The 13,504-nt window shown below is 72.8% G+C and carries 11 protein-coding genes; 5 read left to right on the forward strand and 6 right to left on the reverse strand.

Translation table 11 applies throughout. From position 1 onward, the window contains the following. Positions 1-18: 18 nt before the first annotated feature. Genes ACZ6AA_RS10540 through ACZ6AA_RS10550 form a run of 3 tightly spaced genes read right to left on the reverse strand, consistent with a single transcriptional unit; the run spans position 19 to position 3,353 of the window. Positions 19-1,008: a BtrH N-terminal domain-containing protein gene (locus tag ACZ6AA_RS10540; RefSeq protein ID WP_471457373.1), complete on the reverse strand. Its 990-nt coding sequence runs from the start codon at positions 1,006-1,008 to the stop codon at positions 19-21. Further along, positions 1,005-1,811: a MerR family transcriptional regulator gene (locus ACZ6AA_RS10545; RefSeq protein ID WP_468483224.1), complete on the reverse strand. Its 807-nt coding sequence runs from the start codon at positions 1,809-1,811 to the stop codon at positions 1,005-1,007. The genes ACZ6AA_RS10540 and ACZ6AA_RS10545 overlap by 4 nt, the downstream gene beginning before the upstream one ends. Before the next feature lie 60 nt (positions 1,812-1,871). Continuing rightward, positions 1,872-3,353: an amidase gene (locus ACZ6AA_RS10550; RefSeq protein ID WP_471457375.1), complete on the reverse strand. Its 1,482-nt coding sequence runs from the start codon at positions 3,351-3,353 to the stop codon at positions 1,872-1,874. Positions 3,354-3,574: 221 nt separating this feature from the next. Between ACZ6AA_RS10550 and ACZ6AA_RS10555 the strand changes: the two genes are divergently transcribed. After that, the gene (locus tag ACZ6AA_RS10555) at positions 3,575-4,087 is read left to right on the forward strand and encodes an SRPBCC family protein (protein WP_471457377.1); all 513 of its coding nucleotides are present in this window, start codon (positions 3,575-3,577) and stop codon (positions 4,085-4,087) included. A 219-nt stretch (positions 4,088-4,306) separates the two neighbouring features. Beyond that, entirely contained in the window at positions 4,307-4,933 is a 627-nt protein-coding gene (locus ACZ6AA_RS10560; protein WP_468458489.1) for a TetR/AcrR family transcriptional regulator, read from the forward strand. Between the two features lie 347 nt (positions 4,934-5,280). On the opposite strand, the gene ACZ6AA_RS10565 is transcribed toward ACZ6AA_RS10560, so the two are convergent. Continuing rightward, positions 5,281-6,000 (reverse strand): SDR family NAD(P)-dependent oxidoreductase, encoded by a 720-nt coding sequence (locus ACZ6AA_RS10565; RefSeq protein WP_468483226.1) that lies wholly within the window; start codon positions 5,998-6,000, stop codon positions 5,281-5,283. Positions 6,001-6,067: 67 nt separating this feature from the next. Between ACZ6AA_RS10565 and ACZ6AA_RS10570 the strand changes: the two genes are divergently transcribed. Beyond that, on the forward strand, positions 6,068-6,643 hold the full coding sequence (locus tag ACZ6AA_RS10570; RefSeq protein WP_468458493.1) for a MarR family winged helix-turn-helix transcriptional regulator: 576 nt from the start codon (positions 6,068-6,070) through the stop codon (positions 6,641-6,643). An 89-nt stretch (positions 6,644-6,732) separates the two neighbouring features. Here the strand turns inward: ACZ6AA_RS10570 and ACZ6AA_RS10575 are convergent, their stop codons facing one another. Both ACZ6AA_RS10575 and ACZ6AA_RS10580 read right to left on the reverse strand, forming a co-directional pair. Continuing rightward, positions 6,733-9,672 (reverse strand): FAD-binding and (Fe-S)-binding domain-containing protein, encoded by a 2,940-nt coding sequence (locus ACZ6AA_RS10575; RefSeq protein ID WP_471457380.1) that lies wholly within the window; start codon positions 9,670-9,672, stop codon positions 6,733-6,735. 77 nt (positions 9,673-9,749) lie between these two features. Further along, positions 9,750-10,916, reverse strand: a complete 1,167-nt coding sequence (locus ACZ6AA_RS10580) for a pyridoxal-phosphate-dependent aminotransferase family protein (RefSeq protein ID WP_468458497.1) — start codon at positions 10,914-10,916, stop codon at positions 9,750-9,752. A gap of 97 nt (positions 10,917-11,013) precedes the next feature. Here ACZ6AA_RS10580 and ACZ6AA_RS10585 point away from each other — a divergent pair, with 97 nt between their 5' ends. Together ACZ6AA_RS10585 and ACZ6AA_RS10590 are read left to right on the forward strand one after the other, a co-directional pair. Then, entirely contained in the window at positions 11,014-11,781 is a 768-nt protein-coding gene (locus ACZ6AA_RS10585) for an IclR family transcriptional regulator (RefSeq protein ID WP_471457382.1), read from the forward strand. A gap of 299 nt (positions 11,782-12,080) precedes the next feature. Then, a complete protein-coding gene (locus ACZ6AA_RS10590; RefSeq protein ID WP_471457384.1) occupies positions 12,081-13,451 on the forward strand; it encodes an SLC13 family permease in 1,371 nt (456 codons plus the stop codon). The last annotated feature ends 53 nt before the right edge of the window (positions 13,452-13,504 follow it).

The following is a 13,504-nucleotide window of genomic DNA, read 5'->3' on the forward strand; positions in this document are numbered from 1 at the left end:
CCTGCTCCCCCGGGGCCCTCACTCCCCCAGCCGCTTCAACACCCCCATGGCCTCGCGCTCGATGCGCGCGAGACCGCCGAGGACGGTGCCCGCCTGCGCGAGGCACGCCTCATCGCCCGACTCACCGGCCTTCGTGATCAGCGCCGCGACTTCCGTCCAGCGCTCGGCCGCTTCCGTGTACAGCCCGAGGCCGGTGCGCAGGTGAGGGTTGTCGAGCGATTCGGCGCACTCGGCGAGGAAGTCGCGGTAGAGGTTCCGGAACAGGGCGCCGCCCGTTCCGGCCTTCTCCATCAGGAGGGCGGCCTGCGGCAGATCACGTCGCGGGTCGTCGGTGCGCCGGAACCACGTGCGTACCAGCTTGGCCGTCTTCTCGATGCCTCGGTGGCCGAGGTTGGCGATGGGCGGGTTGAGGAAGGCGTCCGCGCAGGCGGTGATCGCCGGGACGATCCGGTCCTGCGGGGCGGGCGGATTCCGCGGAGCGGTCAGGGTGAAGGAGCGGTGCCTGGCGGTCATCGGGCCGCGCGCGGCCCTGGCCTCGGCCAGGCTCGTCAGGCTGGTGGAGACCGCTCCGCCCTGCTGGTCGGTGTCCACCAGGTACGCGACGCGGTCGTCGTAGCCGTACAGGGCGACGACGTGACCGCCGAAGTGCGCCTTCGTCCCGAAGTAGTCCAGGTAGTGGCTGTCGAGCTGCAGTCCGACGGGGCGACCGGCCTTGAGGGGGGCCGTCACGTTCTCCCACGCCTTGCGGGGCGAGGCGGTCTCTTTGACCACCAGGTCGAGGCCGAGGCGGGCGGCCAGGTTCCTCGTGAGGTCGAACGGCTTGACCCGTCCCCCGAGGAAGAGGAAGTCCATGGCCTTGCTGTCCCAGTAGACGAAGGACAGGCCGGAGCCGAGGCCGAAGAGCATGGGCTCGGACAGATCGAGCCCCTGGTGCCGCAGCAGCACCCCCAGGGCCGACGTCTCGCAGTGCCGCGTACCGCGGACATCGATGCCTGCCACCGTGGTCATGCCGTGCTCTCCTCGACGCCGATGATCAGCCGGGTTCTCAGTTCATCCTGCGGGGCCTGAGCCGGTCCGGCGAGATAGGCCTCGCGCACGGGCGCCCGCGGCCGGAGCCCGCGCTCGTGGACGGCCGCGAAGAGGGCGTGGTACGCCAGGGGCAACTGGGCGTAGGGCCCGATGTGCACCGTCTCTGCGACGAGTCCGCCGGGCAGCACCTCGCGCTCCAGGCCGGGCGTCCGCGCGCCCCGCCGCACCTGGGCTCCGACGGCGATCTCCATCCGCGCTTCCAGGTCGAGCGGGTACAGGCCCCACAGCGGCGGCTCCCACGCGGTTCCCGCCCCGCCGAGCACGGGCAGCAGTCGCCCCACGCACTCCCCGACCTTCGCCCCGAGCCGAGCGGGAGCGCAGACCGCACGCACCACGGCGAGGTGCCGCTCCGGCTCCCGGCCCGTCGTCACCTCGTAGCCGGGCAGCCCGCCCTCCGCCAGCCGTTCAAGGATCTTCAGCCGTGCCTGGTCCCTGCTGATCCGCTCGGCCAGCCGGGCGCGCTCGGCGCGCAGGATCCGGGCCCGGGGCTCCGGCTCGGCGGCCAGCGCCCGGGCGATCACGGTCAGGGGGAGGTCCATGTCGCGCAGGAGGGCGATGGTCAGGGCCTCGCGCGCCTGTTCAGGCGCGTAGTAGCGGTAACCGGAACCGGCGTCCACGCGGACCGGGGCCAGGAGACCCGTCTCGTCGTAGTGCCGCAGCTGTTTGACGCTGAGCCGGCACAAGCGGGCGAAGCGCCCGATGGTGAGGAGTTCGTCGCGCACGCCACCATGGTGGACTCTCCCACCGTGGGAGAGTCCACCCCCGCCCGCACCGGCGGGGTCTCACAGCTCCGGGCGGTCCCGGCCCCAGGGCGCGGCCGACTCCAGCTGCGCGGCGAGAGCGAGCAGCATGCCCTCGCCGCCGAGCGGTCCGCCGAACTGCACGCCCAGGGGCAGGCCTTCGGGGGTGCGGTACAGGGGGACCGACATGGCGGGGCGGCCGGTGATGTTGGCGAGCTGCGTGAAGGGGTTCGGGGCGAGGTTCTGGACCACGGCACGCCGCCACAGCTCGGTGCGGCTGAGCCGGCCCGCCACGCCCGCCTTGAGCAGCGCCTTGCCGACCTGCCGCGTCGGCCAGGGCGTGGCGAGCTCGCCGATCTTCACCGGCGGCCGGGCCAGGGTCGGGGTGAGCAGCACGTCGTACGTCTCGTGGAACGCGGCCAGCTGCCGGGCGTAGGTGTTCCAGCGCGCGTGCCGGACGGTGTGCTCGACGGCGCCGAGGGCGCGTCCCGCGGCCGCGAGGAGCCGGGTGTCGAGCTCGAACTGGTCGTCGTCCGCGCCGGTCCTGTGCTTCAGCTCGGCGAGGGTCGCGGCGTTCTCGGCGGCGTACATGGCCATGAAGTCGTCGGCCATGCGCAGCCCGTCGATGACGGGTTCGGCCTCCTCCACGTCGTGGCCGAGGCCGACGAGGAGCTTCACGGCCGTGTCGACGGCCTCGACCGCCTCGCGGGACACCGGGGTGCCGATCGGCGAGCGGGTGCTGACGCCGATGCGCAGCTTGGCCGGGGTGCGCAGGGCGAGTTCGGCGTACGGCGCGTCGGGGCGGGCCGCGAGGAACGGGCCGCCGGGGTCGGGGTGCGCGGTGAGAACGTCGAGCAGGGCGGCGCTGTCGCGCACCGTGCGGGAGAGGACGCCGTCGGTCGCGGCGCCCGAGAGCAGCTCGCCGTACGCGGGGCCCGCGGGCACCAGGCCGCGGCCCGGCTTGAGGCCGAAGAGCCCGCAGCAGGCGGCGGGTATGCGGATCGAGCCGCCGCCGTCGTTGGCGCCCGCGGCCGGGACGATGCCCGCGGCGACGGCGGCCGCGGAGCCGCCCGACGAACCGCCCGGCGTGTGGCCGAGGTTCCAGGGGTTGCGGGTCGCCCCGCCGGCCTCGGGCTCGGTGATGCTCTTGATGCCGAACTCGGGCGTGTTCGTCTGCCCGAAGATGACGAGCCCGGCGTCGAGCCACCGCCGGACGGGCTCGCTGTGACGCGTCGCGACCAGCCCTTGGGCCGCCCGGGAGCCGCGCCCCGTCGGGCGGCCCGCGTAGTCCTGCATCAAGTCCTTGATCAGGAACGGCACTCCGGCGAAGGGCCCGGACAGCGGGCCCGCGGCGCGCTCACGGGCGACGACCGGCATCGGGCGCACGATCGCGTTGATCTTCCCGTTCACCGCTTCGGCGCGCGCGAGGGCCGTCTCGAGGAGTTCGCCCGGTGACACATCACCCCGCGCCACCAACTCGGCGAGCCCCACTGCGTCGTACGTCGCGTAGTCCCGGTAATCCACCGCGCACCCCACTGACTTGGCGTCAAGAACGCACCGGAGCGTAGATCGCCGGGGCGGCGGGCGGCAACGGGGCCGGGCCCGGGCAGGCCGTCTTGCGGAAACCGCAAGATTGCGTGCCGGTTCGCGGGGTGCCTGGCAAGACTGCGTGCAGCGACGTCCCCCGCGAACCGATCGACGGACCCCCGCTTCGCCACCCCCGAGCCGCTCCGCTTCCTCCCCGCATGACAGGTCACCAGCACCCCACCAGGAACGCCACCCGCATCCACGCCCAGGAGCCCTCCACCATGCACACGTACGACGTCACCGTCACCACCGGCGCCTCGCCGGAAACCGTCTGGAAACTGCTGGTCGACGCCACCACCTGGCCGCTGTGGTCCAAGGTGGACAGCCTGGACACGGCGCGGTCGGTGAACCTCGACCCCTTCGGCGACGACGGCGTCGGCGCCGTCCGGGCCTTCCGGACGGGACGCACCGTGACCGGGGAACGGATCACCGAGAAGGTCCAGCAGCGCCTTCTGGCCTACGAGGACGCGTTCAACACACCGATCCACAACCTGTACGCACGCATCGAGCTGGAGCCGACGGCGGCCTCGGGCACCCTCATCCACTGGCACGGCCAGTACGAGACGAACTGGCTGATGGGCTGGATCATGCCCCGCTACCTCCAGAAGTTCATGCAGGGCATGGCGGACGGCCTTGCCCGCTACGCCGAGGAGCACAAGCCGCTCCGGTGACCCGAGCGCGTGTACGTGGGCGGCCCGTCGTCATTTGCCCGGGCGGGCCGTCGACGCCAGTGCGCCAAGGCGGCCGTACCGGCAGGCGTGGACCGATGAGCTACAGGTAACGTCGGCGCGAACGGGTCATGCGCGAGCGACATCTGTGAGCAGTGGAGAGTCACCCTGAACGAGACGGGCACCGACACCAGTACGGGAACGACGGCCGGGCCGGGCGGCGTGGCGGGGGCCGGGCGGAAGGCCGCGCCGGACCTCAAGCGGGCCGAAGGGGCGGCTGTCACGGACGGCCGCCGCGTGAAGGGCGAGCGCCGTCGGCGGGCTCTGATCGAGGCGACCGTACGCGTCATCGCGCGCGACGGTGCCGCCGGAGTCACGCATCGCACGGTGGCCCGTGAGGCGGAGCTGCCGACGACCGCGACGACGTACTACTTCAGCAGCATCGACGCGCTCCTCACCGCGGCGCTGACCCAGTGCATGGAGGAGGACTCCGCGCGCATCGAGGCGCTGGTCGACGCGCCGGACGACGGCGTCGACAAGCGGCGGTCGCTGGCGGTCCTGATGGCGGGGATCCTGACGCCGCCCGGGCATCTGCTCGCCGAGTTCGAGCTGTGCCTGCTCGCGGTGCGCCGCCCGGAGCAGCGCGCGGCCACCCGCCGCTGGCAGGGGGCCCTGGCCGCCTTCGCCCGCGCCTTCACGGACGACCCCCTGCGCGTCAAGCTCTTCACGCATGCCTACGACGGACTGCTCCTCCAGGCGCTGCTCGACGACGAGCCGCCCACGGCGGACGCGTTCGAGGAACTGCTGTGGGAGCTGCTGCCGGATCCGGCGGAGCGCGAGGGCTCCTAGGACCGGTCCGACCGTTCGGCGTGGGCCCCCGCGACGCCATGGGCGGCGAGAGCGGAGCCGCCCACGATGAGGTCAGATCGCGCCCGGCCTTCAGGCGCCGGGCCGCCTCAGGGGCGAAGACCCGCTCCACGCGGGTCCTCGCCGTGATGAGGCCGTGGACCCGCCGTCCGGGACCTCCCAGCCGAAGGAGCCCCCCTCGTCCTCGATGAATCCGTCGAGCGACGTGATCGCCGAATGGACCAGCCTGCCCACGGTGGGACTCCCTTCGCGCGGTGTCGTGTCTCGCACGGTGTCGCGTCGCACCCCGACCGCCGCCACTGACACCCGGGCGGACCCGGCCGCGTGTCTCAACGCGTGGCGCGGGCACCGCCGTTGACGTGCAGCACCTGGCCCGTGATGTGGCGGGCCGCGGGGGACGCGAGGAAGGCGACGGCGCCCGCGATGTCGGCGGGCGCCCCGGCGCGGCCGGTCGCGGTGGCCGCCACCAGTTGCTCGCGCCGCTCGCCCGAGAGCTTGTCGCGGAAGAACTCGGTGTCGGCGATGTAGCCGGGCGCGACGACGTTGGCCGTGACGCCGCGGCGGCCGAGCTGCTGCGCCAGGTCGATGTTCCAGGTGGCGAGGCCCGCCTTGGCCGCGCCGTACGAACCGGCGCCCTGCTCGGCGGCGATCGAGCCGATGTGCACGACGGCGCCGCCGTCCGCGAGCCGGTCCTCCAGGGCCTTCGTGGTGAGCGCGGCGCCGACCAGGTTGGCGTCGAGGTTGGCGCGGAAGTCGCGGGCGTACGAGGCCAGGTCCGTCTTGCCGTCGGCGTCGAAGGCGGTGTTCCCGCCCGCGTTGTTCACCAGGACGTCGATCCGCTCGGGCAGGTCCGCGAGGAGGCGGGTGAGCGCGGCGGGGTCGGTGTGGTCGCAGACCGCCGTGCGGACTCCGGCCGCGGCCGCCAGTTCCGCGAGGGGGCCGGGGCGGCGGCCGGTGACGGTGACGCGGTCGCCCGCCGCCGCGAAGTGCTCCGCGATCGCTCGGCCGATGCCCGTGCCGCCTCCGGTGACCAGGATGGTGCGTGCCATATGCTGAGCTCCGAATCAGTCTCGTGTAGGCCTAAATTTAGGCCTCAACATAACACCGGGGAGCGACATGAAGGCAAGGGAGCAGGAGGAGGGCGGCGCGTCGGCCGACACGGCGCGGGCGCACACCGCTCAGGGCATCGCCGAGGCCTGGGAGCGCGAGCGCCCCGGTACGCCGGTCTCCTCGATCCGGATCCTCACGCCCGTCTGGCAGTTGGCGAAGCTGTTCGGCGACGACCGGCGCCGGGTCCTGGCCCGCGCGGGGGTGGACGCCGCGACCCTGGACCTGCTGAGCGTGCTGCGCCGCAGCGGGTCCCCGTACACCCTCAGCACCCGTGAGCTGGGGCAGCGTTCGCTGGTCACCGCGGGGGCCGTCTCCCAGCGCGTGGCCCGTGCGGAGCAGGAGGGCCTGGTGACCCGGGGGCCCGCCCGCGGCCGGTCCCGCACGGTCCTCGTCACCCTCACCCAGGCCGGGCACGACCTGGTCGAGGCGACCGTCGACCAGGTCCTGCACCGCGACGCCGAGCTGGTCGCGGGGCTCACGCCCGACCAGCAGGCCCAGCTCACGGACCTCCTGGAGAGCCTGCTCACGGATGTGCAGCGGCGGCTCGGCGACGACCGGATCGGCCACGTCGGGCACGAGTGAGCGTGGATATCCATGGGCGGACGCCGACGCAGGTCCGGCGCCGGTGACCGGCGGGCCGGTGGCCGCCCGCCGCCGGTTGCCGTCCGGCGTCAGCGACCGTCGGCCATCAGCGCCTCCCGCACCAACTGCACCGGATGCCAGGCGTTCCGTTCCGTGCCGTGGAAGATCTGCTGGCGGCACGAGGCCCCGGTGGCGACCACGACGGTGTCCTCGGACGCGGCCCGCACCGCGGGGAACAGCCGGTCCTCCCCCACCGTCATCGACACGTCGTAGTGCTCGGACTCGAAGCCGAAGGAACCGGCCATGCCGCAGCAGCCCGCGTCGAGTTCGGTGACCTCGACGCCGGGGATGCGCCGCAGCAGGGCGACGGTCGCCGCGGTGCCGACCTCGGCCTTCTGGTGGCAATGGCCGTGGAAGAGCAGGGTGCGGCCGCTGAGCCAGGAGTCCTCGCGCAGGGTGAGGCCGCCGTCGTCGATGGCTTCGGTGAGCAGTTCCTCCAGTTGGCGGACGCGGCCCGTGACGGCCTCGCGGGCCGAGTCGAGCGGCAGCAGGGCCTTGTGCTCGTCGCGCAGCGTCATCAGGCAGGACGGCTCGCAGCCGGTGATGGGGGCCTCGGGGGGCGTGGTCTCCGTGATCCGGTGGACGAGTTGGAAGGCCTTGTCGCTCGCCTCGTCGAGCAGGCCCTTGGACAGGGCGGCGCGGCCGCAGCAGCCGCCGCTCTCCAACTGCACGGACCAGCCCGCGCGTTCGAGCAGCTCCACGGCGGCCTGGCCGATCTCCGGTTCGGTGTACGTGGTGAAGGAGTCGGCGAGCATCACGACCGGGCCCCGGGGTGCCACGGCGACGGCCGCCGGGCGGCGGGTGAACCAGCGCACCAGGTTGCGGCGGGCGTAGCGGGGCAGCGGCCGGTGCGGGGTGATGCCGACCGTGCGGTGGAGCAGCCGGCGCAGCAGGGGGATGCGGCCGGGCAGGTTGGACACGGGGGCGGTGGCCGAGCCGAGGCGGTTCAGGAGGCGGATGGCGCCGAAGATCCGGGAGCGCAGCGGGGTGCCGTGCTCGTCGTGGTGGTGGGCGAGCGCCTCCGCCTTCAGGGACGCCATGTCGACGCCGAGCGGGCACTCGCTCTTGCAGGCCTTGCACATCAGGCACAGGTCGAGGACCTCGTGCAGGCGTTCGTCGCCGAGGGCCTTGTGCGGGTCGGGTGCGGACAGGGCCTTGACGAGGGCGCCCGCGCGGCCGCGGGTGGAGTCCTCCTCGTTGCGGGTGGCCATGTAGGAGGGGCACATCGTGCCGACGTCGCTCTTGCGGCACAGGCCGATGTTCATGCAGCGGTCGGCCGCGGCCCGCATGCCGCCCGCGACCTCGAAGTCGAGCCGGGTGCGCAGGCCCGGCGCGGGCGGCAGCGCGGCGTCGCGCAGGTGGTCGGTCATCGCGGGCGCGTCGACGATCTTGCCAGGGTTCAGCCGGTTGTCCGGGTCGAAGAGGCCCTTCACGCGCCGCATCGCCTCGTACAGCTCGTCGCCGAACAGCTCCCGGTTGAACTCGCTGCGCGCCAGGCCGTCGCCGTGCTCGCTGGAGTTGACGCCGCCGTACTCGGTGACCAGGTCCTTGATCTCCTCGGCGACCTCGCGCATGGTCTGCCGCTGAGCGGGGTCGGTCACGTCGAGGAACGGGCGGATGTGCAGACAGCCCACCGAGCAGTGGCCGTAGAAGCCCGCGGAGAGGCCGTGGCGGTCGAGGACCTTCTTCAACCGGGCGGTGTACGCGGACAGATGGACCGGGTCGACGGCCGTGTCCTCGATGAACGCCAGCGGCCTGCGCGTGCCCTCGCTCGCCGCCATCAGCAGGCCGAGGCTGGACTTGCGGACCTTCAGCAGGGCGGTCTGGTCGGCGGGGGTGACCGCCGCGAGGGTGTGGCAGCCGTGGCCGTGCCGCTGCCACAGCTTCGTCAACCGCTGGACGCTCGCGATGAGTTCGCGTTCGTCGTCGCCGGTGAACGACACGAACAGGAGGGCGTCCGGGTCGCCTTCGAGGACGGTGGACAGGGAGGCGTACTCGATCTTCTGGCGGGACAGGTCGAGGATGGTGCGGTCCATCAGCTCGACGGCCGCCGGGTCGCAGGCCAGGGCGTCCTGGGTGGCCTCGATGGCTCCGGCCACGGAGGTGAAGTGGCCGACGGCGAACACGGTGTGCTTCGGCTTCGGCACCAGGTCGACCAGGGCGCGGGTGCTGATGGCGAGCGTGCCCTCCGAGCCGACGACGAACTTCGCCAGGTCGAACGGGGCGTCCTCACGGGCGAGCCGGTCCAGACGGTAGCCGCCCGCCCGCCGCCAGTGCTTGGGGAATCCGGCGGCGATGGCGTCGGTGTGCGCGGCGACGAGCGCGGGCAGTTCGCGGTGGATGCGGGCGTCGAGGCCCGTGCCGCGGGCCCGGTCGGCGTGCTCGCGCGCGGTGAGGGGCGCGAGGTGGGCGGTGCTCGCGTCGGCGAGCACCACGTCGAGGGCGCGGACGTGGTCGATGGTCATGCCGTACCGCAGCGAGCCGCTGCCCGCCGAGTTGTTGCCGATCATGCCGCCGATGGTGGCGCGGTTGCTGGTGGAGGTGTCGGGGCCGAACATCAGGCCGTGCGGGGCGGCGGCGCGGTTCAACTGGTCCTGGACGACGCCCGTTTCGACCAGGGCGGTGCGGCCGTCCGGTTCGAGGGCGATGATGCGGCGCATGTGGCGGGACAGGTCGAGGACGATGCCGGGGCCCGTGGTCTGCCCGGCGAGGCTGGTCCCCGCGCCGCGCGGCACGACGGACACGCCGTACTCGGCGGCCGCCGCGACGACCGCCCGCACGTCCTCGGCGTGCTTGGGGAAGACGACCCCGAGGGGGGTGATGGCGTACATGCTGGCGTCGCGGGCGAAGAGATGGCGGCTGTAGTCGTCGAAGCCGACCTCGCCGTCGAGGTCGGCGCGCAGCCGCCGCGCGAGGTCGCCGCCGAGCGCGTCCCGCTCGGCCTCCGTGGACTCGGTGCTTGTGGTCATACGACACGCTCCTGGCGGTGAAGGGGCGTACGGGACAAGGCATGAGGGGCGTACGAGAACGTGGGGTCGAGGTGGCGTCAGTGCGTGCGGAGGTGGTCGAGGGCCGCCGCCACGCCGTCGCGGCCGACGGGGATCCCGGCGAGTTCGAGTCCCATCTGCACGCCGGCCAGGGTCCCGGCGAGGGTGAGGTCGTTGAAGTGGCCGAGGTGGCCGATGCGGAAGACCTTGCCCGCGAGGCGGCCGAGGCCGGTGCCGAGCGACATGTCGAACCGCTCAAGGACGATCTTCCGTACGGCGTCGGCGTCCTGGCCGTCGGACAGCAGCACGGCGGTGAGCGAACCGGAGTGCTCGCGCTCGTCGGCGCACAGCACGTCGAGGCCCCAGCCGCGGACGGCCGCGCGGGTGGCGGCGGCGTGCCGGGCGTGCCGGGCCCAGACCTGTTCGAGGCCTTCCTCCGCGAGCATGAGCAGCGCCTCGTCGAGGCCGTACAGGAGGTTGGTGGCCGGGGTGGAGGGGAAGAACCCGGCTTCGTTGGCGTCGATGATCGGCCCCCAGTCCCAGTAGGACTTGGGCAGCCGGGAGCCGCGGGCGGCCGTGAGCGCCTTGTCGCTGACGGCGTTGAAGCCGAGGCCGGGCGGCAGCATCAGCCCCTTCTGGGATCCGGTGACGGTCACGTCGACGCCCCAGGCGTCGTGCCGGTACTCGATGGAGCCCAGCGAGGAGACCGTGTCGACCAGGAGCAGGGCGGGGTGCCCGGCGGCGTCGAGGGCAGCACGGATCTCCGGGACGCGACTGGTGACGCCGGTGGACGTCTCGTTGTGGACGACGCAGACGGCCTTGATGTCGTGGGCGATGTCGGCGTCCAGGCGCTGGGCGGCGGCCTCGGGGGAGGCGCCGTGGCGCCAGTCGCCGGGGACGAACTCCACCTCCAGGCCGAGCGATCGGGCCATGTCGCGCCAGAGCGTGGCGAAGTGCCCGGTCTCGAAGCACAGCACCCGGTCGCCCGGGCTGAGCGTGTTCACCAGGGCGGCCTCCCAGGCGCCCGTGCCCGACGACGGATAGACGACCACCGGGCCCGCGGTGCCGAACACCGGCTTCAGGGCTTCGAGTACGCGACGGGCGAGGTCCGCGAACTCGGGCCCCCGGTGGTCGATGGTCGGCGCGGACATGGCACGAAGGACCCGGTCGGGGACGTTCGTGGGTCCGGGTATCTGGAGAAAGTGGCGTCCGGTCCTGACAGTCATTGCGCGGATCTCCCCTCCACGCTTGTGCCGTGAGATGGCACAGCGTATCGTGATGCGGCACGACGCAGCATAGGTTCCGATCCGGAGGGGGTCAACGGTGCAGAACGTCCTGAACACCTTGCGCGTGCTGGAGGAGCTCGCGGTGCGCCAGCCCGTGGGCGTGGGGGACCTGGCCCGCGCCATGGAGCTGCCGAAGAGCACCGTCCAGCGGGCGCTCGGCACCCTGCACACGGCGGGCTGGATCAAGCAGACCGGCAGCACCCCCACGCGCTGGACGCTCACGACGAAGGCGCTGCTCATCGGGCGGCAGGCCACCGGCGAGCTGGACCTGCGGGACGTCGCCGTGCCGGTGATGGAGGAGCTGCGGCGCACGGTGGACGAGACCGTGCACCTGGCCGTCGCGGAGGGCGAGCGGGTCGTACTCGTGGAGCGCCTGGAGACGACCCAGCCGGTACGGATCGTGCTGCCGCTCGGCCAGCACCTTTCCGGCCACGCGTCCGCCAACGGCAAGGCCATCCTGGCGGCCCGCTCCCCCGAGGCCGTCGAGCGCTACCTCACCCAGGGCCTGACGCGGTTCACGGACACGACGATCGACGACCCGGCCGCGCTGCGCGCCGACCTGGAGACGGTCCGCGCCTGCGGCTACGCCCTCAACCAGGGCGAATGGCGCGAGGACGTGTCCGCGGTCGCCGCCCCCGTGCTCGGCCCCGACGGCTCGCCGGTGGCCAGCGTCAGCATCAACATGCCGACCAGCCGCTGCGACCGCGACCGCCTCGTCGAGCTGGGCGAACACGTGCGCGCGGCGGCCCGGAGAATCAGCGCGGCACTCGGCTACCAGGCCCCGGACTCGGCCCACGCGAGCTGAACCGGGCGCCGATCACCCCACCACTCGGATGTGTCCGCACCCCCTTGACGGGGCGTGACCGCCGTCACATACTCGCCAACGTCACACAGGAGTTCCGCATGACGGAACTTCAAGTCCACTCTGCGGACAGTCCGGGCTCTTGAGGCTGCCCGCCCACGGCAGGGGCGCGGCCCTTCTGTGCCCCTCTGCCCCCGGATGCCACCACGGGTCCCCTCCGCATGCCCACAGTCGGCCACAGCCCGCGCATCGACTCCGAGCCCGCGCACTGTGACCGCCGTCCGAAGGCGAGGACGTGTCACATGGCAGACCATCTCATCGCGATCGGCGCACTGGTACTCATCTTCACCATCTCCACCTTCACCTCCGTCCACATGGGGGCGCTCGCCCTCGTCGCCGCCTTCGCCGTCGGCTCGTCCGTCGCCGGCGAGAACGCGGACGACGTCTTCGGCGGCTTCCCCGGCGACCTCTTCGTCGTGCTCGTCGGCGTCACCTTCCTCTTCGCCATCGCGAAGAACAACGGCACCATCGAATGGCTCGTGCACGCGGCGACGCGCGCCGTCAGGGGACGCATCGCGCTCATCCCCTGGGTCATGTTCCTCATCACCGCCGCCCTCACGGCCGTCGGCGCGGTCGTGCCCGCGGCCGTCGGCGTCATCGCCCCCATCGGCATGAGCTTCTGCGTCCGCTACGGGATCAGCCCGCTGCTCATGGGCCTGTTGGTGATCAACGGCGCGAGCGCGGGCGGCTTCTCCCCCGCCAGCGTCTTCGGCAGCATCACCAACGGCGTCGTCGAGCGCAACGACCTGCCGGGCAGCCCCGGCCTGCTGTTCCTGATGTCGTTCCTGTTCAACGTCGCGCTCAGCGTCGTGGCGTACTTCCTGTTCGGCGGGCGGCATCTGCTCGGGCGGCGGGCGGAGGACGGGGCCACGGGTACGGAGGCCGGGGGCGCGCTCGATCCCAAGGGGACCCCGGTCGCCGGAGGCGCACCCACGGCCCCCGCGGGCCCCGTCCCCGAGCCCGGCGGCACCACCACGGTGGCCTTCGCACCCGCGACCACCGACGTCGTTCCCCGGCTCGACCGGTCGCGCGCCCTGACCCTGCTCGGGCTGCTCGGCATGGTCGCGGGCGCCCTGTTCCTGGACTACAACGTCGGCCTGATGGCCTTCACGGTGGTCGTCGTCCTCACCCTCGTCGACGCCGACGCGGCGAAGGGTGCCGTCGACCGCTGCGCGTGGTCGACCGTGCTGCTCGTCTGCGGTGTCGTCACGTTCGTCGGTGTGATGGAGCGGATGGGCACGATCAACTGGCTCGGCGACAGCGTGGCGAAGATCGACTCACCGCTCCTGGGCGCCCTGTTGATCTGCCTCATCGGGGCCGTGGTCTCCGCGTTCGCCTCCACCACCGGCATCCTCGGCGCCCTGATCCCGCTCGCCGTACCGTTCCTGATGGACGGTCAGGTCGGGGCGGTCGGCCTCATCATCGCCCTCGCCGTGTCCTCGTCGGTCGTCGACTCCTCGCCGCTGTCCACGAGCGGCGCGCTGGTCACCGCCAACGCCCCGGAGGAGCAACGCCCGCAGGTGTTCGGCGCGCTCATGAAGTGGGGCATGTCGATGGCGCTGATCGCGCCGCTGGCCACGTGGGCACTGTTCGTGGTGCCGGGACAGGGCTGAGCGGCTCTCCTTGGCCTCGCCCCGGACGGGCCTCCCTCGGACGGGCCTCCCCC

The organism is Streptomyces sp. NPDC040610 (genome assembly GCF_055594065.1).